Source organism: uncultured Xanthomonas sp. (assembly GCF_964278005.1).
In the GTDB taxonomy this organism is placed as follows: Bacteria; Pseudomonadota; Gammaproteobacteria; order Xanthomonadales; family Xanthomonadaceae; genus Xanthomonas_A; species Xanthomonas_A sontii.
In genome coordinates this window covers 34,827-55,448 of the sequence record NZ_CAXYKF010000006.1, presented here as the reverse complement: position 1 = coordinate 55,448, position 20,622 = coordinate 34,827, and the positions used below count along the sequence as shown (strand labels likewise).

Below are 20,622 nucleotides of genomic sequence, written 5' to 3'. Positions count from 1 at the left end.
GCGTGCGCGCCTGGCAACAACGGGCGTGCCTGGGCGCCGCCGCCGCATTCGCGGCCGGCGGCGCCACGCTGCTGTACCGCTTCGATCCCAATGCCGCGAACAACCCGTTCGCACCGTGCATGTTCCATGCGCTCACCGGCTATTACTGCCCGGGCTGCGGCATGACCCGCGCCCTGCATGCGCTGGTGCACCTGGACCCGGTCGGCGCGTTCGCGATGAATCCCGGCGCGATGCTGGGCCTGGCCCTGTTGCCGGGCCTGATCGCCTGGAAGGCCGGCTGGCGCGCGGCCTGGTTTGCGCCAGTCGTGAGCATGGTCTCGCGGCCGAATTTCTGGCTGGTCGCGCTGCCGGGCTACTGGATCGCGCGTAACCTGCCGTGGTTTCCGTTCACCCTGCTGGCGCCGCACTAGCCGGACGCAACACCTTGCGATTCGCACCGGGCACGAGCAAGCGCCTGCGTATAGGCGATCTCGGCGCCTGGCTCAGCTGACCCAGCCGGCGATCACCAGCAGCGCCAGCAGCACCAGCCACAGCAGCAGCACCCGCCACACCTGGCTCATCGCATCGCGCAGCTCGGGCAGGCGCCGCAGCGCCGGCACCACCATGCCCGCGTCGCTGTAGTCGTGCGCCTCGGCATCGAGTTCGCCGCGCACGCTGGCGCAGGCCACCGGCCCGAGAAAGCCGGTGTCCAGTTGCCACCGCTTGCCGCCGGCGGCGCGCCAGGCGCCGAACACCGCTTCGAAATTGCCGACCAGGGCCAGCGAGAAGGTCATCAGGTGCGCCACCGGCCATTCCAGCGCCGCCAGCAACGCGCGCGCGCCGGCGGCGGTCGCCGGCGGCAGCCGCGCGGCATAGGGGCCGACCGCGGCCAGCGCCAGCAGCCGATAACCCAGCGCGCCGAACGGCCCCAGCAACAGGAACCAGAACAGCACCGCGAACCAGCGCCGCAGCGCGCTGACCGCCACCGCCTCGACCAGCCCGGCCGGATCCTCACGCAGCGGCCCGCCATCGGCCTGCAGTTGCGCCACCGCCAGGCGCCGCGCGCTGGCGTCATCGGCGTCGATGATCGCCTCGACGTCGGTGTCCAAGTCGCGCGGGCCCCAGCTGAAGGCCAGCACCACGATCCCGAACAGCAGGATCAGCAGGCCCAGGTGCGGCGCGGCCAGCAGCCACTGCAGCAGGCCGACCAGCAGCAGCGGCGGCAGCAGCGCCAGCGCGATGCCGAAGCGGCCGCGCCAGGCGCCGCCCTCGCCGGCATGCGTGTCCAGCCAGCTCAGCCAGTCGCCGAAGGCGTCGAAGCGGCGCAACGAGGCCACCATGCCGGGCGCGACATGGCCCAGCACCAGGGCGACGATCACAGCGACGAGGGTCGTGAACATGCAGGTCCTCCGGGACCGTTCTGAAGCGGGTGCGCGGAACGTGCCGGCGCGGTCAGGCCGGCGCGCCGTGCCGGTACCAATCCTCGATCAGCGCGCGGGCGATGGAGATGCGTGGCGGCAGACGCAGGCCGTGGCCATCGTCGGCACTGTCGCCCTGCGCCGCCAGGCGCGCCAGCGCGGCGCCGACCTCCTCGCGCTCGAACCAGCGCGCGTGTTCCAGTTCGCCGTCGACCTGCGGCGTGTCCGCCTCCGCCTGCGCACTGAAGCCCAGCATCAGCGCGCCAGGAAACGGCCACGGCTGCGCGCCGTAGTAACGGCAGCTGCCCGGCCGCACCCGCACCTGGGTCTCTTCGGCCACCTCGCGCGCCACCGTCTGTTCCAGCGATTCGCCGGGCTCGACGAAGCCGGCGATCACCGAGTAGCGCCGCGCCGGCCAGCTCGCCTGGCGCCCCAGCAGCAGGCGCCGGCCATCGCTGACCGCGACGATCACCGCCGGATCCACCCGCGGATAGTGTTCGCTGGCGCACTGCGTGCAGACGCCGAGGAAGCCGCCGCGCTGCAACGCGATGGTGCCGCCGCACACGCCGCAGAAGCGGGTGCGCGATTGCCAGTGCAGCATCGCGCGGGCGTAGGCGAACAGGCCCGCCTCCGGCGCCGGCCACTCGGCCGCGGCGCGGCGCAGGTCGATGCGCTGCGGCGGCGCCAGCGCCTGCGGCAGCGCGTCGGCGGCCAGCGCGAACCAGGCCTGATCCTGGTCCAGGCCAAGGAAGATGGCCTGCTCTGCCAGCGCGCCCAGGGCGGCGGCGCTGGCGATCAGCGGGCGTCCGTCGGCATCGGCATGCGCCTGGCCATCGGCTTCCAGCACCAGCACCCTGGCCTGTTCCCAGGCCTGGCGCAGCGCGGCCGGGTCGTTGCGTACGGCATCGGCACGGTCGATCGCAGGACCGGCGAAGGCGAAAGAGGCAGGCGTCGGATCGGACATGCGCCGCAGGGTGCAGGCAAACCGTGCGTCCCGCAAGCCGCAGCGTGTCTACACGCTGAAGCTGCTGCCGCACCCGCAGGTGGTCTTGGCGTTGGGATTGCGGATCACGAACTGCGCCCCGTGCAGGCCTTCGCTGTAATCCACTTCCGCGCCCATCAGGTATTGCAGGCTGAGCGGGTCGACCAGCAGGGTGACCTGGTCGGTCTGCACCGCCAGGTCGTCCTCGGCGCGGTTCTCGTCGAACTCGAAGCCGTACTGGAAGCCGGAACAGCCGCCGCCCTGGATGTAGACGCGCAGCGCCAGCGCGTCGTTGCCTTCCTCGCGGATCAGCTCGCGCACCTTGGCCGCGGCGGCCGCGGTGAAGTTCAACGGCCGGTCCAGGGACTGGTAATCGGGCGTGGGCGCGGCGCCGGGCAGGGAGACGAGAGTGCTCATGGCGGGAGAATGGGGACGGCGGACGGCCGAATCAAGCCTCGGCGGTGAGCGCGCGCGGCGGCTCGGCGTCGCCGGCTGCCTCGCGGTGCGCTTCCGGCGGCGCCAGCGCGGCCAGGCTGCCGGCGTGGATCAGGCGGCCGGTCAGCTGCGCGCCGGCGTTCATCTCCACCACCTGGTAGTGCACGTTGCCCTGCACCCGCGCCTTGGACGCCAGTTCCACGCGCTCGGCGGCATGCACGTCGCCGATCAGCTGGCCGTTGATGATCACCACCGGCGCGCGCACCTCGCCCTCGATGCTGCCGTGCTCGGACAGGGTCAACGTGGCCGGCGCGCCATCTTCGGCCACGACCTTGCCGAGGATGCGCCCTTCCACGTAGAGGCCACCGCTGAACACCAGGTCGCCGCGGATCACCACCTGCGCGCCGATCAGCGTATCGACCACGGTCTGGCCGCTGTTGCGGCTGTTCTTGTTCCCAAACATAGGCTGATTATTCCCCTTTGCCGTTACCGGCCAATGTCCAATCGAAGGTCTGGCTGACCGGCGCCCCGCCGCCGCTCAATGCCACCCGCACCCGTTGCGGGGTGAAGCCCTTGGGCAGGATCACGCTGCCGTCCAGTTGCTGGAAGTAGCGGAACGAGTAGTCCTGCCCGGGCACACCGGTCTTCTGGTGCAGTTCGTCCCAGCCGACGCTGGTCAGTTTGCCGCCGCGCACGCCTTCCACGGTCAGCCGCAGCTGCCCCTGGCTGATCGCGCCGCGGTTGAGGTTCTGGGTCAGCACCACGTTGTAGCGCCAGGTGCCGCCGGCCTCGGCGGAGAACTCCACCGAATGCACGCTCAGGCCCTTGCGCTGGCTGGTCGCGCCGACCAGGCGCTCGTAGAACGCCACGTCGGCACGCAGCCCGGCGATCTCCTCGTCGCGCTCTGCCAGCGAACTCTGCACCTCGTTGTTGGCGGCGCGGCTGATCTGGTCGGAACGGGCCAGGGTCGCCTGGCGCTGGTTGAGCGTCTCGATCTGCCGCTGCTGCGCCTGCAGGTTGCGCTCGGCCTCGCGCAACTGCGCGCTGACCGCACCGAGTCGCGGCGCGGCCTGGCGGCTGGCCAGCCACCAGGTCAGCGCCAGCGACAGCAGCCACAGCCCGGCCAGCAGCAACCACAGCCCGCGGCCGCGGCGGGGCGCGGCGCCATTGGGCACGATCTGGAAACGGGGAACGGGTCGGTTCATGCGCGCTGCCGCGCCACCGAGGCGGCGTCGGCGTCGATCCTCGCGGGTCGGCCTGCTGGGCCACCTAGTGTAAGCCACCCTCCTGAGCGCCGCCGGACTGCGCGGCCGGCCCGCGCCGCGGGCTGGCCTTCGTGGCGGGCTTGGCCGATAGTGGCCGGCATCCGTGCAGTTGCAGGAGCGCCTGCCATGACCGACGCCCATCTCTTCGTAATCGGCATCCTGCTGGCCTGGCTGGCCGGCATCCGCGTCTACCTGACCGTGTTCGGCATCGGCCTGGCCGGCCTGCTCGGCTGGCTGGAGCTGCCGCCGGCGCTGCAGGCAACGCAGTCGTGGTGGGTGCTCGGCACCTCCGGCGCGCTGGCGCTGGCCGAGTTCTTCGCCGACAAGATCCCCGGCGTGGATTCGGTGTGGGACCTGCTGCAGACCCTGACCCGGATTCCGGCCGGCGCCTTCCTGGCCGCGGCCACGCTTTCGCCCGACGGCCAGCTGAGCGCCGGCGCGCTGGCCACCGGCGCGGGCGTGGCGCTGACCAGCCACGCGCTCAAGGCCGGCACCCGCGCCCTGCTCAACACCTCGCCGGAACCGGCCAGCAACTGGATCGCCTCGCTGGCCGAGGATTCGGTGGTGATCGCCGCGCTGGCCCTGGCCCTCGCGCACCCGTGGCTGGCACTGACCGTCGTGCTGGCGGCGAGCGCGCTCGGCGCGTTGCTGGTGTGGTGGACATGGCGCCTGCTGTGGCGGGGCATGCGCCGCCTGCTGGCCTCGCCGACGGCACCGGCCGGCAACGTCTCGCACCCCGGCGCACAGCCATCGTGAACTTCGTCGCATAATTGGACGCGCCCCAGGAACCAGACGCGATGCCCGCCAACGACACCGCTCCGCTTTCCCCTCGCGAGGACGCGCGCGCGCGCCATGTCCGCGCCGAGACCCCGCCGCCGCACTACTGGCGGCGCTGGGTCGGCGACGCGGAGCGCGCGGCGCCCGCCGACCCTGTCGCCGGTGACGGCGTGGCCGCTCCGGTGCCCACCGAACTGGCGGCAGCCGCCACGCCACTGGCCGCAAGCGAGCACGACGACGGCACCGCCGACGCCAACGCGGCCGCCTTCGTCGTCGCCGACGCCGCCCCCGATCCCGCCGCACCGGCCGCGGCCGCGCCGTACCGCGTGCTGATCGTCGAGGACGACCGCGCGCAGGCGCTGTTCGCGCAGAGCGTGCTGCATGGCGCCGGCATGCATGCGCAGGTGCAGATGCAGGCCGAAGGCGTGCAGCAGGCCATCGTCGACTACCGGCCGGACCTGATCCTGATGGACCTGCACATGCCGGGACTGGACGGCATGCGCCTGACCGCGCTGATCCGCCAGCAGCCGCAGCACCAGCTGCTGCCGATCGTGTTCCTGTCCGGCGACGCCGATCCGGAACTGGAATACGAAGTGCTCGACAGCGGCGCCGACGACTTCCTGACCAAGCCGATCCGGCCGCGGCACCTGATCGCCGCGGTCTCCAACCGCATCCGCCGCGCCCGCCAGCAGGCCCAGCAAGGCCACGCCGAGGCGGTGCCGCTGAACAATCCCGAGACCGGCCTGCCGACCCGCGCCCACGTGCTGCAGTTGCTGGACACGACGCTGCGCGCGCGCCGCCCCGGCAGCCTGTACTTCATCGAGATCGCCAGCGCGCTCGGCCTGCGCGAACGCTATGGCTACGCTGCGTTCGAGCGGCTGATGGTGCAGGCCGGGCGCCGCCTGGCCGGCATCACCGCGCCGCAGCCGCTGGCGCGGCTCAACGACAACAGCTTCCTGTTGCTGGCCGACGACGCCGATGCCGACGCGCAGCGGCAACGCGCGCAGAGCCTGCGCGACACCCTGTCCGGCCACGCCTTCCCGTTGCGCGAGGACGAGGCGCTGCACCTGCGCTGCGCGATCGGCTACGCCGACTTCGGCCACGGCTTCGAGGACGCCGGCAGCGCGCTCGAAGCGGTCGAACGCACCGCACTGCAGGCGCGGCTGCATCCGCAGAGCATCGCCGCCTACGTGCCGCCGCGCACGGACGAGGACCTGCAGCGCATCGCGATGCTGGAGGGACAACTGGAACCGGCCTACCAGCCGATCGTCGCCGTCGCCGGCGGCGACATCGCCCAGTACCAGGTCCTGCTGCGCCTGCGCCAGCGCGACGGCAGCCTGCTCTCGGCCGGCCAGGTGCTGCCGGCCGCCGAGGCCGGCGGACGCCTCGCCGACCTCGACCAGCAGGTGCTGGACCACGCGCTGGGCCTGCTGCATCTGTACCAGCACGCCACCCCGCCGCTGCGCCTGTTCGTCTCGCAGTCCACGCGCACGCTGGCGCGCACCGCCTTCGCGGAATGGCTGATCGACACCATCGGCCGGCGCGGCGTCACCGGCACCTCGCTGGTGATCGACCTGCGCCTGGACGATGCGCTGGTCCACACCGCCACGCTGCAGCAGTTCTGCGCGCGGCTGATGCCGCTGGGCGTGCAGTTCTGCATCAGCCAGTTCGAACCGGGCGCCGAGGCCGAAGCGCTACTGGCGCATCTGCCGCTGGGTTATCTGCGCCTGTCGGCACGCTTCGCCGGCGCGCATGCCGATCCCGAACTGCGCGACCAGCTGCGCGCCACCATCGACCTGGCGCACCGCGCCGGCCTGCTGATCATCGGCCAGCAGATCGAACAGGCGCAGGCCGCGGCCGCGATGTGGATGGGCGGGGTCGACTTCATCCAGGGCAACCTGGTGCAGTCGGTCGGCGACCAGCTGAACTTCGACTTCCAGAACGCGGTGCTCTAGCTATGTCCGTCCGCAGACGTCGGCCCGTTCCGCGGCCGGCGACCTTCGCCGCGGCGCTCGCCGTCGCCGGCACCTTGCTGGCACTGCCGCCGCTGGCGCTGCCGTTGCCGCCGCTGTGGCATTGGCTGGCGCCGCTATGCATGGCCGCCGCCGCGGCGCTGGCCACCCTGGCTGGCTGCCGCGCGCGCCATCAGATCGAACGCCTGGATGCGGCGCTGGCGCGTGCCGCGCTGGCCGAGTCCGAGCGCAACGCCCTGCAGCACGACGTGCACGTGCGCGAGCGGCTGGAACAGGAACTGCTGCAGGCCAAGCAGGCCGCCGAGGCCGCCGTGCTGGCCAAGGGCGAGTTCCTGGCGACGATGAGCCACGAGATCCGCACCCCGCTCAACGGCATCATCCCGATGCTGGAACTGATCGGGCGCGGCCCGCTCGGCCTGGACCAGCGCGAGATGCTGCGCGCGGCCAACACCTCCTCGCTGCAACTGCTGCGCATCGTCGACGACATCCTGGACTACTCCAAGCTGGAAGCGAACCGGCTGGAGCTGGAGATCACCACCTTCAACCTGCGCGAACTGCTCGACGGCGTGCTGGAGCTGATGCAGCGCGCGGCCGAGGCCAAGGGCCTGCGCATGGCGCTGCAACTGGACGCGGCGGTACGCCTGCCGGTGCGCGGCGACCCGGTGCGCCTGCGCCAGGTGCTGAGCAACCTGCTCGGCAACGCGGTCAAGTTCACCGCGCGCGGCGGCATCGACCTGGGCGTGCGCCGGCTCGGCGAGACCCCGGCACAGCACCTGCTGCGCTTCGAGGTGCGCGACACCGGCATCGGCATCAGCGCTGAGCGCCAGGAGCACCTGTTCCAGGCCTTCACCCAGGCCGACGCCTCCACCACCCGCCTGTACGGCGGCACCGGGCTGGGCCTGACCATCTGCAAGCGCATCGTCGAACTGATGGGCGGGCGCATCGGCGTGGCGTCGCGGCAGGGCCAGGGCGCCACGTTCTGGTTCGAGATCCCGCTGCTGAAGGTGATCGGCGACCTGCCGCAGAATCCGGGCGGCCTGCCGCGGCTGCATGCGCTGCTGGTCGGCGCCGACCAGCGCCTGCAGCAGCGCCTGAGCGTGCTGCTGCCGAACTGGGGCGTGCAGGTGAGCAAGGTCGATTCGACCCAGGAGGCGCTGGAGCGGCTGCGCGGCAACGGCAGTGGCGGTAGCGTGCGCCCGACCTACGATCTGGTGATCGGCGACCTGGACGGGCTGCGGCAGAGCGCGCGCGCCCTGCAACGGGCGGTGGCGCGCCTGCCGGCGCCACAGACCGCACGGCTGATCTGGCTGTACGGCGAGGCCGACATTCCCGAGGAAATCCGCGCGCACGGCGCGCTGCTGTCGCGGCAGGCGGCGGACATCGACCTGCGCAGCATGCTGGCGCTGGCACCGGCGACGCCGAGCCTGGCCAGCGAGACCGCTGGCGATGGCGCCGACACCGCCGACGCGTTCTACCACGACGCCTTCGCGACGGACCTCATGGACGCCCCCGCGCCGGCCCGCGCCGCGGAACCGACGACCGTCGTGGCCGACGCGCCGCCGCCGCGCAGCGGCTACCGCCTGCTGCTGGTCGAGGACAATCCGGTCAACCTGATGGTGGCGCGGCGGCTGCTGGAATCGCTCGGCCACCACGCCGACAGCGTCGAGGACGGCGCCGCCGCATTGGCGCAGTTGTCGCGGCAGCCGTACGACCTGGTGATGATGGACTGCCAGATGCCGGTGCTGGACGGCTACGCCGCTACCCGGCAGTGGCGCCAGCGCGAGGCCGATGCGTCGCGGCCGCGCCTGCCGATCGTGGCGATGACCGCCAACGCAATGGCCGGCGACCGCCAGCGCTGCCTCGATGCCGGCATGGACGATTACCTGTCCAAGCCGCTCGACCGCGCGCGGCTGGAGGACTGCCTGCAGCGCTGGCTGCCGCCGCAGCCGGCAGTCGCGCCGGAGGCGGATGCAGCCGCGGACCGGTCCGCGGCGATCGCCAGCGGGCCAGCGGCGGATGCGCTCGCCGACGCGATGCACGTCGAACCGCAGGACAGCCCCCACACCACCCTGCACACGGCGGACGCCGCCACGGCGTCCAGCCCCACCACCACGTCGACCGCCTCGCTGCCATCGCCCGATCACGCCACGCTCGACGTCCCCCCGGCAGCGCCTGCGCTGGACCAGGACCTGGCATCGCGCGGCGCCACCGCAACGTCGACGCCGCCGCTCGCCGCGCCGGAAGCAGACGATCCGGAACCGCCATCAGCGGTGCCGGCGCCGGTGCTGGAGATCGCCGTGCTCGACGAGTTACGCGAGGTCATCGGCTCGGTCAGCGTGGCGCAGATCGTCGAGCTGTTCCTGGCCGATGCGCCGCTGCTGATCCAGCGCCTGGAGCAGGCTGCGGCGACGGCGCAGAGCGACGTGCTGCGCGAGGCCGCGCACACGCTGAAGTCCTCGGCCGCCAACCTCGGCGCGCTGGCGCTGTCGGCGGCGGCGCTGCGCATCGAGTCGGGCGTGCGCACCGGCACGCTGGAGCGCCCCGCGGTCGCGGTCGCGCTGGTGATCGCCGAGTTCGCGCGTGCGCGCCTGGCGCTGAACGGCTACCGCGCCAGCGTCCGCGATGCCGCCGAGCCCGCCGAACCCTAGCGCGGTATCGCGCTACGGCGCGTCTGCAGGCGACACGATCGCCCGCAAGACCCGGCCACAGTGCATCGAAGACGCAGACGCACGGCCTTCTGCTTTTCTCGTAGGAGCGGCAGAGGCGCTGTGCATGGAGGCGTCATGGTGCAGCATGACCTTCGCCAGAGCGCATGCTCCGCCTGCGATCACGCGCACAGGACGCCAGGAGATTCAGCAGCAAAGTATTGCGGTTGGTACGCACAGGATGGTCTCGCTGCGCTTGCGCGGTACCGCCGCAGTCGCTGCCTGCCGGTGTGTGCAGTAACCGCTTCAGCCGCGACGATTACCATCAACGCGTCGCGGCTGAAGCCGCTCCCACAGGAGAGCGAGGTGGTGCGATGCCGATGCCATGTCGGCCGCATGGATTCGCGCAGGAGCGGCACGTGCCGCTGTTCGGGATCAGCGGCGACTTTCGGCCTGCAACGCGTCGCGGCGGAAGCCGTTCCAACAGAAAGGGCAACGCCGCACGATGCGGGTGCCATGTCGTCACCATGGGGGCGCGCAGAAGCAGCATGCGCCGCTGCGCGGGATCAGCGGCGACCTTCCGCCCGCCACGCGTCGCGGCTGAGGCCGCTCCTACACGTGCATGGCAGTGCAGTCCCGGAGCGCAGAGCGAACAAGATCCTGCGCGGCGCGGATACAGGCCAGCGCCGCGGCGTCATGCGTCGACGACTCAGTCGTCGAGCTTGGTCAGCAAGTAGTTCGGCTCGCCGATCCGGTCGATCAGGTCGAGCTGGGTTTCCAGCCAGTCGATGTGCTCTTCTTCCGATTCCAGGATGTCGGCCAGGAGCTGGCGGCTGACGTAGTCCTGGATCGATTCGGCGTAGGCGATGCCTTCGCGCAGGGTGACCGTGCCGTCCTGCTCCAGCGCCAGGTCGCACTCGAGGATTTCCTTGGGGTTCTCGCCGATGCGCAGCTTGCCCAGCGCCTGGAAGTTGGGGAGCCCCTCGAGGAACAGGATGCGGTCCGCCAGCTTGTCGGCGTGCTTCATCTCGTCGATGGATTCCTTGTACTCGTGCTCGGCCAGTTCCTTCAGGCCCCAGTTCTTCAGCATCTTGGCATGCAGGAAGTACTGGTTGATCGCGGTCAGCTCGTTGTAGAGGACCTTGTTGAGGAACTCGATGACTTTGCTGTCGCCCTTCATTGCATCGCTCGCGTAAGCCGGAAAGCGCAGACTCTAGCGAATCGCGCTGCGAGGTGAAGGAACGCGAATCGTGATCATCCCGCGCTGCAGCGCGGCGACGGCCTCAGGCGGCGCGAGCCAGGCCGCCGAGCACCGGCAGGGGCAGCTCGCGGCTCAGCGCGCGCTCCAGCAGGTCGCCCGCCATGTCCAGGCAGGAGCCGCAGGTGGCGCCGCAGCCCGTGCGCATGGTCAGTTCGGACACGCTGCGGCAGCCGGCTTCGGCGGCTTCGCGGATCTGGCGATCGGTGACCCCATTGCAGATGCAGACGTACACGGCGGGCTTGGCGGCGGACGGCGCGGACTGCGCCTGGCGCCCATTCAAACCAAAGTGAGAATGGTTGTCAATTCCGCCCGTTAATCGTTATTAATCCGCGCCGCCCAGGGTCCGCCGCGCTTGCGCGGACGCTTGCGCGGCCGCTCGTGGCCCGCCGTATTGCCCGGCAGCCAGGCCTCCTGGGCCAGGGTCGGCATGGCGCGGATGCCGGCGCCGGCGATGGTCTGCGCCAGCGGCGCCAGGTGGCGCAGCGCCCGCGCATAGACCCCGCGCTTGAACAGCACCACGTGCTCCACCGGGTACCAGAAATCGACCCAGCGCCAGTGGTCGAACTCCGGCGTCTCGGTCAGTTCCAGGTTCAGCTGGCTCTCGTCGCACTGCATCCGCAACAGAAACCAGACCTGCTTCTGGCCGATGCAGACCTGGCGCTCGTTGCGGCGGATGGCCCGGCTGGGCAGGCGATAGCGCAGCCAACCGGGAGTGGCGCCGAGCACTTCCACATGCTCGGGCAACAGCCCGGTTTCTTCGCGCAACTCGCGGTACATGGCCTCCACCGGGGTCTCGTCGGTGTTCATGCCGCCTTGCGGGAACTGCCAGCCGTCCCGGCGCACACGGCGTGCCCAGAACACCTGACCATCCGGCCGCATCAGCACGATGCCTACGTTCGGTCGATAGCCGTCCGGATCGATCACGATGCGGACTCCTGAAAAATCTACTGGCTCCGACTCTGCCATGGCTGCGGCCGGGCCACAAGCAGCGCAGAAACCCGTTGACAGCCGCCCGCTTCTCCATAAGAATTGGCGGTTCACCAGGGCTATGTAGCTCAGCCGGTTAGAGCACAGCACTCATAATGCTGGGGTCGGTGGTTCGAGTCCACCCATAGCCACCATGGTGTGTACGCCCAAGGCGTGCGATACTTGCAGTCCACATTGCCCCGTCGCCAAGCGGTAAGGCACCTGACTCTGACTCAGGCATTCGGTGGTTCGAATCCATCCGGGGCAGCCAAACACACAAAAAAGGCCGATCTTTCGATCGGCCTTTTTTGTGTGTTTGGCTGCGGGTTCGCGCAGGCGCAAAGCGCCTGCGCCCCACACCTTGCTGCGCAAGGTGCGGGCCCCGGCCTTCCGCCCCCACATCCCCGCGCCTGTCGGCGCGCCCCCTTGGACTCCAAGGGGGCTACTCCACCAGATGGAATGCGGATCGTTGGAAGCAGGCGCGAGCCTATGAACTTCATCGGAAGCATTTCGGCAGCAGGGCGCGCGACCTCAAGCGTGAGGCAGGAAACCTCCCAGCGACCCCGGACCTCCAATCAGGCCGGCGATCGCCCAAGCCCGTGAGCAGATCCAACGAGGCAGAGCCTCGACGACCACCACTGCACCTGCCAGCACAAACCACAACCCTAGAACGACAAAAGCCCGGCCGAAGCCGGGCTTTTGCTTGGTCCCCAGCAGGCTCCCGAGGGAGCCCACGCCAGGCGCGATGGATCAGCGCTTGGAGAACTGGGTGGCGCGACGGGCCTTGTGCAGACCGACCTTCTTACGCTCGACTTCGCGGGCGTCGCGGGTCATGAAGCCGGCCTTGCGCAGCTCGGTCTTCAGGGTTTCGTCGTACTCCACCAGCGCACGGGCGATGCCCAGGCGGATCGCACCGGCCTGGCCGGTGGTGCCGCCGCCGGTGGCGGTGACCAGGATGTCGAAGCTTTCGGTGTTCTTGGTCAGCTCCAGCGGCTGGCGCACGATCATGCGCGCGGTCTCGCGGCCGAAGAACTCGTCCAGCGGACGGCCGTTGACGGAGATGTTGCCGGTGCCCTTGCGCAGGAACACGCGAGCGGTGGAGGACTTGCGGCGGCCAGTGCCGTAGTTTTGCGAAATCGCCATGATTAGATATCCAGAACCTGCGGCTGCTGAGCGGCGTGCGGATGCTCCGCACCGGAATAGACCTTGAGCTTGCGGTACATCGCGCGGCCCAGCGGGCCCTTGGGCAGCATGCCCTTGACCGCGATTTCGATCACGCGCTCCGGGTGGCGCTCCAGCGCCTGCTCCAGGCTCTCGGTCTTCAGGTTGCCGATGTAGCCGGTGAAGCGGTGGTACTTCTTGTCCTTGAGCTTGTTGCCGGTGACGACGATCTTCTCGGCGTTGATCACCACCAGGTAATCGCCGGTATCGACGTGCGGGGTGTAGACCGGCTTGTGCTTGCCGCGCAGGCGGCGGGCCAGTTCGGTGGAAAGCCGGCCCAGCGTTTTGCCGGCGGCGTCGACGAGATACCAGTCGCGCTGGACGGTCTCGGACTTAGCAGTGAAGGTGCTCATGATCAGACTCGGTTGGTCGGGCGGATTCCTGCAGCGAACGGCAGGAACTTTGCCACGCGTTGTGAATTGCAAAAACGCAAGAGGCGGAATTCTACGTGGCCCGGCCGCCGCGCGCAAGTGCGCCCCAGACCTGCGGTGCCAGGGTCGGTGCCGCGCTTGGCAGCACACCGGCCGGCGGCGAAAATCGAAGGCCCACCGCTTCCGGGCTTCCCCATGACCGCCAGCCGCCAGCATTCCCCGCTCGATCGCGCCCTGGTCGAGGCCCAGCGCGCGCTGGAAACCGTGTTCGGCGACCCGCCGGCGCAGCGCCCCTACCCGGCCGCGGCCACCACCGACGTGGTGCTGGCGCCGGACGAGCGCCGCCACGCCGCCGGCCTGATGCGCATCAACCACGTCGGCGAGGTCTGCGCGCAGGGCCTGTATTTCGGCCAGGCCGCGGTCGCGCGCGATCCGGCCACCCGTGCGCACCTGCTGGAGGCGGCGCAGGAAGAGACCGACCACCTGGCCTGGTGCGCGGCGCGGCTGCGCGAACTGGACAGCCGCCCCAGCCTGTTCAATCCGCTGTGGTACGCCGGCAGCTACGCGATCGGCACCCTGGCCGGGCTGCGCGGCGACGGCTGGAACCTGGGCTTCGTGGTCGAGACCGAGCGCCAGGTCGAGGCGCACCTGGACGAACACCTGCAGACCCTGCCGCCGGCGGACCTGCGCAGCCGCGACGTGCTGACAGTGATGAAGGCCGACGAGGCCCGCCACGCCGAGCATGCCGAACAGGCCGGGGCGCGGCGCCTGCCGCCGCCGATCCCCACGGTCATGGCCGCCGCCTCGCGGCTGATGAAGGCCGTCGCCTATCGGCTGTAGCCGCCCGCCGGTCGGGCCGATGCCGCCCCGGCTGGCATTGCCGGCCCGATCGCGTTAAAGTGAACGAACGCTGACTGATTCCACGTCGGCGCCCGCCGTTCCGGCTGCGGTATCGCCATGTGCCGCAGCCACCGATGTACCCGTGCCGAGCCGCGCCCGTGTGCGCTCCGCCTGCAGACTGTCATGCCCGCATCCTCGCCCCATCTGCCATCGCCCCGGACCCGCTGGTTGTCGCGCCTGCTGTTCGCGACCCTGTTCGCGATCGGCGGCGGCGCCCTGCTGCATCACCTGCTCGGCGACTACCGCCAGGCCAGCGCGATCCTGCGCGACCATTCGGTCGCCACCGTCCCGGTGATCGCCGACGGCGCCTTCGGCGTGCAGACCGAGCCACTGGTGCGCTACCGCTTCCACTATGTGTTCGAGAGCAAGGGCCGCCTGCACAGCGGCGCCTTCGAGGCCAGCGGCGCGGAGGCCGCGCCGTTGCTGCTGGACGGCGCCACGGTCGAGATCGCCTACGCCAATGCCGATCCCGCACGCTTCGGGCGCCTGGACCAGCTGCAGCACGCCGGCAACCTCGGCAGCGTGTTCACCCGCGCGCTGATCGCGCTGTCGATCGCCGCCCTGCTGGCGGTGGTCGCGCACCGGCTGCTGATCGGCCGGGTGCTGACCCGGCGCCGCATCGCCGCCGCCTGAGGCCCACGCGCGCGCGGGCTGCGCTCAGTGCCCGACCAGCTTCAGGCCGATCACCCCGACCACGATCAGGCCGATGCAGGCCAACCGCGCCGGCGAAGCGCTGTCGCCGAACAGGGCGATGCCGAGCACCGCCGTGCCCAGCGCACCGATCCCGGTCCAGATCGCATAGGCGGTGCCCAGCGGGATGTGCTTGAGCGCCTGGGTCAGCAGCCACAGGCTCAGGCCCGCACCGGCCAGGGTGGCCACGGTCGGCCACGGCCGGGTGAAGCCTTCGCTGTACTTCAGGCCGAGGGCGAAGCCGATCTCGAACAGACCGGCGAGCAGCAGGTAGATCCAGGGCATTGTCTTTCTCCGTAGACAAATGAAAACGAAAACGGCCCGATGTCTGCACATCGGGCCGCCGTCGGCAGGGGTCGCAGCGCGTGCTGCGGGCGGGCCGTCCCGCCGGTGTGGAGCGTTTACTCGGACAGGTTGCGCCCGTGGAACAGCTCCTCGATCTCGCGCTTGAGCAGCGCCTCGATGCGCATGCGCTCCTTGAACGAGAGATTCTTGGCCTTTTCCTCGAACAGGTACTGGTCCAGGTCGAAGTCCTTCAGGTGCATCTTGGTGTGGAAGATGTTCTCCTGATAGACGTTGACGTCGAACATTTCGTAGCGCGACTTGACGTTCTTGGCCAGGAAGTTCTGGATCGAGTTGATCTTGTGGTCGATGTAGTGCTTCTTGCCCTTCACGTCGCGGGTGAAGCCGCGCACGCGGTAATCCATGATCACGATGTCCGATTCCAGGCTCTCGATCAGGTAATTGAGGGCCTTCAGCGGCGAAATCACGCCGCAGGTGGCGACATCGATGTCGGCGCGGAACGTGGCGATACCGTGCTGCGGATGGGTTTCCGGGTAGGTATGGACGGTGATGTGGCTCTTGTCCATGTGCGCGACCACGGCATCGGAAATGATCTCCTTGCCCGCCGCCTTCTTGTCGATGACCGGCTCCTCGGAGATCAGGATCGTCACCGAGGCGCCCTGCGGATCGTAGTCCTGGCGCGCGATGTTGAGGATGTTGGCGCCGATGATCTCGGCCACATCGGTGAGGATCTGGGTCAGGCGATCGGCGTCGTACTGCTCGTCGATGTACTCGATGTAGCGCTGGCGCTCCTCTTCGGAGATCGCGTAGCAGACGTCGTAGATGTTGAAGCTCAACGCCTTGGTGAGGTTGTTGAAACCTTGCAGCCTCAGGCGAGGCAACGGCTTGACCACGGCGTGGATCCTCTGGAAGTGGGTCGGGGGGAAAGCCAATCAATTATGAGCCAAATGGCCGCGCTGCGAAACGTGGCGTCCGTCTCTTGTTTGCCGCCGCGAACGCGTCCCGTTAAGCTTCGGGAATTACGCCGTAGCGAAGCCGCCATGAGCCCCGGAAACACATCCACTGCAGCACCTGTGCGCATCGCTCCAAGTCCTTTGACGTTGGACACCGCCACCATCGACCGCTTCCTGGCCCACAGCCACCGTCGCCGCTATCCGGCGCGGACTGACGTGTTCAGGCCAGGCGATCCGGCCGGCACCCTGTACTACGTGGTCAGCGGCTCGGTCAGCATCATCGCCGAGGAAGATGACGACCGCGAGTTGGTGCTGGGCTATTTCGGCAGCGGCGAGTTCGTCGGCGAGATGGGCCTGTTCATCGAGTCCGACCAGCGCGAGGTGATCCTGCGCACCCGTACGCCCTGCGAACTGGCCGAGATCAGCTACGAGCGCCTGCACCAGTTGTTCCTGGGCTCGCTGTCGTCCGATGCGCCGCGGGTGCTGTACGCGATCGGCGTGCAGCTGTCCAAGCGCCTGCTGGACACCTCGCGCAAGGCCAGCCGCCTGGCGTTCCTGGACGTCACCGATCGCATCGTGCGCACCCTGCACGACCTGGCCCAGGAGCCGGAGGCGATGAGCCATCCGCAGGGCATGCAGTTGCGCGTGTCGCGGCAGGAACTGGCGCGGCTGGTCGGCTGCTCGCGCGAGATGGCCGGCCGGGTGCTGAAGAAGCTGCAGGTCGACGGCATCCTGCATGCCCGCGGCAAGACCGTGGTGCTGTACGGCGCGCGCTGACCGCCATGGGTCGATAGGCCCGGCACGATGGTGCTGAGCGAGACCTTCTACTGGTTCGTGCTGGTCGGCCTGGCCGCCCAGCTGGTGGACGGCGCGCTGGGCATGGCTTTCGGCCTGGTCTCGTCCTCGGTCCTGCTGAGCCTGGGCCTGCCGCCGGCGGTGGTCAGCGCCAGCGTGCACAGCGCCGAGGTGTTCACCACCGGCGCGTCGGGCCTGTCGCACCTGGCCCTGGGCAACGTCGACAAGCGGCTGTTCCTGCGCCTGGCGCTGCCGGGCATGGTCGGCGGGGTCGCCGGCGCCTACGTGCTGACCCGGTTGCCGGGCGAGCTGATCCGCCCCTTCGTCTATCTGTATCTGCTGGCCCTGGCGGTGCTGATCCTGCTGCGCGCGGCTGGCCGTGCGCTGCCGCGCCGCGAGGTGCGGCGGGTGCCGCTGCTGGGTTTCGTCGCCGGCCTGCTGGACGCCAGCGGCGGTGGCGGCTGGGGCCCGGTGGCGACCTCGACCCTGCTCGCCCACGGCGGCCAGGCCCGCACCACCATCGGCACGGTCAACGCCGCCGAGTTCCTGGTGACGCTGTCGATCTCGCTGACCTTCCTGCTGACCATGGGCGTGCAGCACCTGGACATCGTGCTCGGCCTGCTGGTCGGCGGCATGCTCGCCGCGCCGCTGGCGGCGCTGCTGGTCAAGCGCGTGCGCGAGCGCTGGGTGCTGGTGGCGGTGGGCCTGCTGGTGCTGGGCATCAGCCTGTATCAGGTGGGTGGGGCGTTGTATCGGTGGTTGGGGTGAGGCCCGGGATTTGGGAGTCGGGATTGGGGATTCGCAAAGGCGGTCTCCGCGGCGCTGAAGCCGTTGCGCTGGTGACCCGATCTGCGGTCAGGCCGCGTTCGCTTTTGCCGGGGTGGGCCGCGCGATGATCGCGGCCGGGACGCCGCCGCCGATGGCCGCGCGTCTCGCCTCTCCCCTGCCCCGCGAGACCGCCATGCGCCGTGCCCTTCCGCTGTTCCTGGCCTTGCTGTGCCTGGTGCTGCCGGCGCCGCGCGCGCAGGCCGACGACGCTTTCGCCCGGCTCGGGCGCGGGGTCAACATCCTCGGCTACGACCCGCTGTGGGACGATCCGGCGAAGGCGCGCTTCCGCCCGCCGCTGTACCGCACGATCCGCGACGGCGGCTTCCGCACGGTGCGGGTCAACCTGCAGGCGTTCGCACACATGGACGCGGACAACCGGCTCGACCCGACCTGGCTGAAGACGCTGGACACGGTGGTCGACCAGGCCACCGCGGCCGGCCTGAACGTGATCCTGGACGAACACGACTTCCACCCCTGCGCGGCCGACGCGGCGGTGTGCCGGACCAGGCTGCTGGCGTTCTGGAGCCAGGTCGCCCCGCGCTACCGCCATGCGCCGCCGTCGGTGCTGTTCGAGATCCTCAACGAGCCCAACGGCCAGATGACCAGCGCGGTGTGGAACGACCTGCTGCGCGATGCGCTGCAGATCATCCGCCGCGACAACCCGACCCGCACGGTGGTGGTGGGCCCGGGCAACAGCAATTCCTTCACCGCGCTCGACAGCCTGCGCCTGCCCGAGGACGATGCGCACCTGCTGGTCACCGTGCACTACTACAACCCGTTCCGCTTCACCCACCAGGGCGCGCCGTGGGCCCCGGCGGACATCCGCGACCGCACCGGCGTGAGCTGGGGCAGCGCAGCCGACCGGACCAAGCTGTACGGCGAGTTCGACCGCATCGCGGCCTGGGCCAAGGCGCATCACCGGCAGGTACTGCTGGGCGAGTTCGGTGCCTACGAGCAGGCGCCGCCGGCCGATCGCCTGGCCTGGACGGTGGCGGTGGTCAACGCCGCCGAGAAACGCCATTTCGCCTGGGCGTATTGGGAGTTCGAGGGCAGCTTCGGCGCCTACGACATCGACCGCGGGCAATGGGTCGCGCCGCTGCACCATGCGCTGGTGGGCAGCGACAGCGCTTACCGCGGGGCTGCCGGCGGCTGACGCCGGCCTTCCCCGCCGCGGCGCGCGCTAGCGGGAACCGCCAGCGTCGCCGGCGCGGTCGCGGCAGCCCCAGTTGAGGATCGGCGTGCCGGACGGCAGCAGCCGGCGGAACACCGCCACCGCGCCGTGCTTGGGATTGACCACCACCGGCGCGGCCGCGGCCTGCAGCAGCGGCAGATCGGCGGTGCTGTCGGAATAGGCCATGGCGATCTCGCCGTAGCCCAGTTCGCGCAGCATGCGCATCTTTTCCTCGTTGTGGCAGTGGCGGGTGGCGGTGACCGCGCCCAGGCGCGGGCCGATCAGGCTGCCGACCACCGGCACGTCCTGGTGCGCGACGAAGCCGAGGATGGCGCGCGCCAGTTCCGGCGGCGCGCCGGTGGCGACCACCACGCGATCGCCGGCGGCGCGGTGCCGGGCGAACACCTCCAGCGCCTGCGGCAGCAGCCGCTGGCGGATCTGCGCCTGATGCTGCAGCACGTACTGGTCGATGATGCGGTTGAACTCGCGCGCGCGGCGCAGGCCGAAGCTGGCGATCCAGACGTAGCCGGAGATGCCGGTGCGGCGGGTCGGCAGCATCGCCACCAGCGGCCCCAGCAACGGGGTGGCCAGCACCGCGGCGGCCAGGCGCAGCGGATTGCGCTTGATCAGCCAGGCGAACAGGTGGCTGCCGGAGTCGCCGTCGTACAGCGTGTGGTCGAAATCGAACACCACCAGCGGCGCATCGGCGCGCGGCAGCGGGTACGGACTGGCGTCCTGCCCGCTCATGCCGCGAAGAACAGCTGGCGCAGCGCTTCGCCCGGCTCCTCGGCGCGCATGAACGCCTCGCCGACCAGGAACGCGTGCACGCCGGCGCCGCGCATCAGCGCCACATCGCCCGGGCCGAGGATGCCGCTTTCGGTGACCAGCAGGCGATCGCGCGGCACCGCGTCCTGCATCGACAAGGTGGTCTGCAGCGACACCTCGAAGGTGCGCAGGTTGCGGTTGTTGATGCCGATCAGCGGCGCCGGCACCTGCAGCGCGCGCTCCAGTTCGTCGATGTCGTGCACTTCCACCAGCACGTCCATGCCCAGCTGCAGGGCAAGCGACGACAGCTCGGCCAGTTGCAGGTCGTCCAGCGCGGCCACGATCAGCAGGATGCAGTCGGCGCCGAGCGTGCGCGCCTCGTACACCTGGTACGGATCGATGGTGAAATCCTTGCGCAGCACCGGCAGCGTGCAGGCATCGCGCGCCTGCTGCAGATAGCGGTCGTGGCCCTGGAAGAAGTCCTCGTCGGTCAGCACCGACAGGCAGGCCGCGCCGCCGAACTCGTAGCTGACCGCGATGTCGGCCGGGTGGAAGTCCGGGCGGATGACGCCCTTGGACGGGCTGGCCTTCTTGACCTCGGCAATCACCGCCGGGTCGCCGTTGGCGATGGCCGCCTGCAACGCGCGGGCGAAGCCGCGGGTGGGCGGCATGGCCTCCGCGCGGGCGACCAGCTCGGCCAGCGGCACGCGCGCGCTGCGCTCGGCGATCTCGTCGGCCTTGCGCGCGAGGATGGTGCGGAGAATGTCGCTGCTCATGCGGTGGGAATCCTGGGGGATGGCCGGATTATCGGCGATGTGGGGTAAAGAAGGGATCGGGACCCGGGACCCGGGACCCGCAACAGCCTGGGCCGCCATGCAAGTAGTGCAACCGACGACATGCCCGAGTCGAGACGAGGGGCCGCAG

23 protein-coding genes and 2 tRNA genes are annotated in these 20,622 nt (G+C 70.1%); 11 read left to right on the top strand and 14 right to left on the bottom strand.

Annotated features, from left to right (window positions below):
* Positions 1-2: 2 nt before the first annotated feature.
* Positions 3-410, top strand: a complete 408-nt coding sequence (locus tag ACHWVH_RS02650; RefSeq protein WP_267103611.1) for a DUF2752 domain-containing protein — start codon at positions 3-5, stop codon at positions 408-410.
* A gap of 72 nt (positions 411-482) precedes the next feature.
* Here ACHWVH_RS02650 and ACHWVH_RS02645 read toward each other — a convergent pair whose 3' ends face one another.
* Genes ACHWVH_RS02645 through ACHWVH_RS02625 form a run of 5 tightly spaced genes read right to left on the bottom strand, consistent with a single transcriptional unit; the run spans position 483 to position 4,019 of the window.
* Positions 483-1,379, bottom strand: a complete 897-nt coding sequence (locus ACHWVH_RS02645; protein ID WP_267098766.1) for a hypothetical protein — start codon at positions 1,377-1,379, stop codon at positions 483-485.
* A gap of 52 nt (positions 1,380-1,431) precedes the next feature.
* Positions 1,432-2,361, bottom strand: coding sequence for an NAD(+) diphosphatase (nudC, locus tag ACHWVH_RS02640; protein WP_394686617.1), 930 nt, complete (start codon positions 2,359-2,361; stop codon positions 1,432-1,434).
* Between the two features lie 48 nt (positions 2,362-2,409).
* Positions 2,410-2,796 carry an iron-sulfur cluster insertion protein ErpA gene (gene erpA / locus ACHWVH_RS02635; protein ID WP_017908990.1) on the bottom strand — a complete coding sequence of 129 codons (387 nt, stop codon included), beginning with the start codon at positions 2,794-2,796 and terminating at the stop codon, positions 2,410-2,412.
* A gap of 31 nt (positions 2,797-2,827) precedes the next feature.
* Positions 2,828-3,277: a polymer-forming cytoskeletal protein gene (locus tag ACHWVH_RS02630; protein ID WP_017908989.1), complete on the bottom strand. Its 450-nt coding sequence runs from the start codon at positions 3,275-3,277 to the stop codon at positions 2,828-2,830.
* Positions 3,278-3,284: 7 nt separating this feature from the next.
* Positions 3,285-4,019 carry a DUF6776 family protein gene (locus ACHWVH_RS02625; protein WP_017912460.1) on the bottom strand — a complete coding sequence of 245 codons (735 nt, stop codon included), beginning with the start codon at positions 4,017-4,019 and terminating at the stop codon, positions 3,285-3,287.
* Positions 4,020-4,205: 186 nt separating this feature from the next.
* Here ACHWVH_RS02625 and ACHWVH_RS02620 point away from each other — a divergent pair, with 186 nt between their 5' ends.
* The 3 genes from ACHWVH_RS02620 to ACHWVH_RS02610 are packed head-to-tail and all read left to right on the top strand — an operon-like array spanning position 4,206 to position 9,477.
* The gene (locus ACHWVH_RS02620; RefSeq protein ID WP_043093569.1) at positions 4,206-4,835 is read left to right on the top strand and encodes a DUF4126 domain-containing protein; all 630 of its coding nucleotides are present in this window, start codon (positions 4,206-4,208) and stop codon (positions 4,833-4,835) included.
* 41 nt (positions 4,836-4,876) lie between these two features.
* Complete coding sequence (locus tag ACHWVH_RS02615) at positions 4,877-6,811, top strand: EAL domain-containing protein (RefSeq protein ID WP_394686616.1); 1,935 nt, start codon at positions 4,877-4,879, stop codon at positions 6,809-6,811.
* Between the two features lie 2 nt (positions 6,812-6,813).
* Positions 6,814-9,477 carry an ATP-binding protein gene (locus tag ACHWVH_RS02610; RefSeq protein ID WP_394686615.1) on the top strand — a complete coding sequence of 888 codons (2,664 nt, stop codon included), beginning with the start codon at positions 6,814-6,816 and terminating at the stop codon, positions 9,475-9,477.
* A 706-nt stretch (positions 9,478-10,183) separates the two neighbouring features.
* On the opposite strand, the gene bfr is transcribed toward ACHWVH_RS02610, so the two are convergent.
* From bfr to ACHWVH_RS02595, 3 genes are all read right to left on the bottom strand, one after another.
* Positions 10,184-10,654, bottom strand: a complete 471-nt coding sequence (gene bfr / locus ACHWVH_RS02605) for a bacterioferritin (protein ID WP_017910327.1) — start codon at positions 10,652-10,654, stop codon at positions 10,184-10,186.
* Positions 10,655-10,757: 103 nt separating this feature from the next.
* Positions 10,758-10,967, bottom strand: a complete 210-nt coding sequence (locus tag ACHWVH_RS02600; protein ID WP_017912292.1) for a bacterioferritin-associated ferredoxin — start codon at positions 10,965-10,967, stop codon at positions 10,758-10,760.
* Positions 10,968-11,047: 80 nt separating this feature from the next.
* Positions 11,048-11,659 carry an RNA pyrophosphohydrolase gene (locus ACHWVH_RS02595; protein WP_010341422.1) on the bottom strand — a complete coding sequence of 204 codons (612 nt, stop codon included), beginning with the start codon at positions 11,657-11,659 and terminating at the stop codon, positions 11,048-11,050.
* A gap of 120 nt (positions 11,660-11,779) precedes the next feature.
* Between ACHWVH_RS02595 and ACHWVH_RS02590 the strand changes: the two genes are divergently transcribed.
* Both ACHWVH_RS02590 and ACHWVH_RS02585 read left to right on the top strand, forming a co-directional pair.
* Positions 11,780-11,856: transfer RNA gene (locus ACHWVH_RS02590), tRNA-Met, on the top strand.
* A 41-nt stretch (positions 11,857-11,897) separates the two neighbouring features.
* Positions 11,898-11,972: transfer RNA gene (locus ACHWVH_RS02585), tRNA-Gln, on the top strand.
* 479 nt (positions 11,973-12,451) lie between these two features.
* On the opposite strand, the gene rpsI is transcribed toward ACHWVH_RS02585, so the two are convergent.
* The gene (rpsI, locus tag ACHWVH_RS02580; protein ID WP_010341421.1) at positions 12,452-12,844 is read right to left on the bottom strand and encodes a 30S ribosomal protein S9; all 393 of its coding nucleotides are present in this window, start codon (positions 12,842-12,844) and stop codon (positions 12,452-12,454) included.
* 2 nt (positions 12,845-12,846) lie between these two features.
* On the bottom strand, positions 12,847-13,275 hold the full coding sequence (rplM, locus tag ACHWVH_RS02575) for a 50S ribosomal protein L13 (RefSeq protein ID WP_010341420.1): 429 nt from the start codon (positions 13,273-13,275) through the stop codon (positions 12,847-12,849).
* A 213-nt stretch (positions 13,276-13,488) separates the two neighbouring features.
* Between rplM and coq7 the strand changes: the two genes are divergently transcribed.
* Together coq7 and ACHWVH_RS02565 are read left to right on the top strand one after the other, a co-directional pair.
* On the top strand, positions 13,489-14,133 hold the full coding sequence (gene coq7, locus ACHWVH_RS02570) for a 2-polyprenyl-3-methyl-6-methoxy-1,4-benzoquinone monooxygenase (RefSeq protein ID WP_394686614.1): 645 nt from the start codon (positions 13,489-13,491) through the stop codon (positions 14,131-14,133).
* A gap of 228 nt (positions 14,134-14,361) precedes the next feature.
* Complete coding sequence (locus tag ACHWVH_RS02565; protein ID WP_017910330.1) at positions 14,362-14,826, top strand: hypothetical protein; 465 nt, start codon at positions 14,362-14,364, stop codon at positions 14,824-14,826.
* 24 nt (positions 14,827-14,850) lie between these two features.
* Here the strand turns inward: ACHWVH_RS02565 and ACHWVH_RS02560 are convergent, their stop codons facing one another.
* Complete coding sequence (locus ACHWVH_RS02560) at positions 14,851-15,168, bottom strand: multidrug efflux SMR transporter (protein ID WP_017910331.1); 318 nt, start codon at positions 15,166-15,168, stop codon at positions 14,851-14,853.
* 116 nt (positions 15,169-15,284) lie between these two features.
* Positions 15,285-16,079: an adenosylmethionine decarboxylase gene (gene speD / locus ACHWVH_RS02555; RefSeq protein WP_017910332.1), complete on the bottom strand. Its 795-nt coding sequence runs from the start codon at positions 16,077-16,079 to the stop codon at positions 15,285-15,287.
* 147 nt (positions 16,080-16,226) lie between these two features.
* On the opposite strand from speD, the gene crp reads away from it, so the two are divergent.
* From crp to ACHWVH_RS02540, 3 genes are all read left to right on the top strand, one after another.
* The gene (crp, locus tag ACHWVH_RS02550) at positions 16,227-16,916 is read left to right on the top strand and encodes a cAMP-activated global transcriptional regulator CRP (RefSeq protein WP_010341415.1); all 690 of its coding nucleotides are present in this window, start codon (positions 16,227-16,229) and stop codon (positions 16,914-16,916) included.
* 27 nt (positions 16,917-16,943) lie between these two features.
* Complete coding sequence (locus tag ACHWVH_RS02545) at positions 16,944-17,702, top strand: sulfite exporter TauE/SafE family protein (RefSeq protein WP_152237831.1); 759 nt, start codon at positions 16,944-16,946, stop codon at positions 17,700-17,702.
* A gap of 193 nt (positions 17,703-17,895) precedes the next feature.
* Positions 17,896-18,915, top strand: a complete 1,020-nt coding sequence (locus ACHWVH_RS02540) for a glycoside hydrolase family 5 protein (RefSeq protein WP_394686613.1) — start codon at positions 17,896-17,898, stop codon at positions 18,913-18,915.
* Between the two features lie 27 nt (positions 18,916-18,942).
* Here ACHWVH_RS02540 and ACHWVH_RS02535 read toward each other — a convergent pair whose 3' ends face one another.
* The gene (locus ACHWVH_RS02535; RefSeq protein WP_267093045.1) at positions 18,943-19,680 is read right to left on the bottom strand and encodes a haloacid dehalogenase-like hydrolase; all 738 of its coding nucleotides are present in this window, start codon (positions 19,678-19,680) and stop codon (positions 18,943-18,945) included.
* The gene (gene trpC, locus ACHWVH_RS02530) at positions 19,677-20,474 is read right to left on the bottom strand and encodes an indole-3-glycerol phosphate synthase TrpC (protein WP_394686612.1); all 798 of its coding nucleotides are present in this window, start codon (positions 20,472-20,474) and stop codon (positions 19,677-19,679) included. Before trpC ends, ACHWVH_RS02535 begins: the two co-directional genes overlap by 4 nt.
* Positions 20,475-20,622 lie beyond the last annotated feature (148 nt).

Excerpts from the sequence above, each read along its gene's own strand:
- ACHWVH_RS02645 (WP_267098766.1), bottom strand. The coding sequence starts at position 1,379 with ATGTTCACGACCCTCGTCGCTGTGATCGTCGCCCTGGTGCTGGGCCAT.
- nudC (WP_394686617.1), bottom strand. The coding sequence starts at position 2,361 with ATGTCCGATCCGACGCCTGCCTCTTTCGCCTTCGCCGGTCCTGCGATC.
- erpA (WP_017908990.1), bottom strand. The coding sequence starts at position 2,796 with ATGAGCACTCTCGTCTCCCTGCCCGGCGCCGCGCCCACGCCCGATTAC.
- ACHWVH_RS02630 (WP_017908989.1), bottom strand. The coding sequence starts at position 3,277 with ATGTTTGGGAACAAGAACAGCCGCAACAGCGGCCAGACCGTGGTCGAT.
- ACHWVH_RS02625 (WP_017912460.1), bottom strand. The coding sequence starts at position 4,019 with ATGAACCGACCCGTTCCCCGTTTCCAGATCGTGCCCAATGGCGCCGCG.
- ACHWVH_RS02620 (WP_043093569.1), top strand. The coding sequence starts at position 4,206 with ATGACCGACGCCCATCTCTTCGTAATCGGCATCCTGCTGGCCTGGCTG.
- ACHWVH_RS02615 (WP_394686616.1), top strand. The coding sequence starts at position 4,877 with ATGCCCGCCAACGACACCGCTCCGCTTTCCCCTCGCGAGGACGCGCGC.
- ACHWVH_RS02610 (WP_394686615.1), top strand. The coding sequence starts at position 6,814 with ATGTCCGTCCGCAGACGTCGGCCCGTTCCGCGGCCGGCGACCTTCGCC.
- bfr (WP_017910327.1), bottom strand. The coding sequence starts at position 10,654 with ATGAAGGGCGACAGCAAAGTCATCGAGTTCCTCAACAAGGTCCTCTAC.
- rpsI (WP_010341421.1), bottom strand. The coding sequence starts at position 12,844 with ATGGCGATTTCGCAAAACTACGGCACTGGCCGCCGCAAGTCCTCCACC.
- rplM (WP_010341420.1), bottom strand. The coding sequence starts at position 13,275 with ATGAGCACCTTCACTGCTAAGTCCGAGACCGTCCAGCGCGACTGGTAT.
- coq7 (WP_394686614.1), top strand. The coding sequence starts at position 13,489 with ATGACCGCCAGCCGCCAGCATTCCCCGCTCGATCGCGCCCTGGTCGAG.
- ACHWVH_RS02560 (WP_017910331.1), bottom strand. The coding sequence starts at position 15,168 with ATGCCCTGGATCTACCTGCTGCTCGCCGGTCTGTTCGAGATCGGCTTC.
- crp (WP_010341415.1), top strand. The coding sequence starts at position 16,227 with ATGAGCCCCGGAAACACATCCACTGCAGCACCTGTGCGCATCGCTCCA.
- ACHWVH_RS02545 (WP_152237831.1), top strand. The coding sequence starts at position 16,944 with ATGGTGCTGAGCGAGACCTTCTACTGGTTCGTGCTGGTCGGCCTGGCC.
- ACHWVH_RS02540 (WP_394686613.1), top strand. The coding sequence starts at position 17,896 with ATGCGCCGTGCCCTTCCGCTGTTCCTGGCCTTGCTGTGCCTGGTGCTG.
- ACHWVH_RS02535 (WP_267093045.1), bottom strand. The coding sequence starts at position 19,680 with ATGAGCGGGCAGGACGCCAGTCCGTACCCGCTGCCGCGCGCCGATGCG.
- trpC (WP_394686612.1), bottom strand. The coding sequence starts at position 20,474 with ATGAGCAGCGACATTCTCCGCACCATCCTCGCGCGCAAGGCCGACGAG.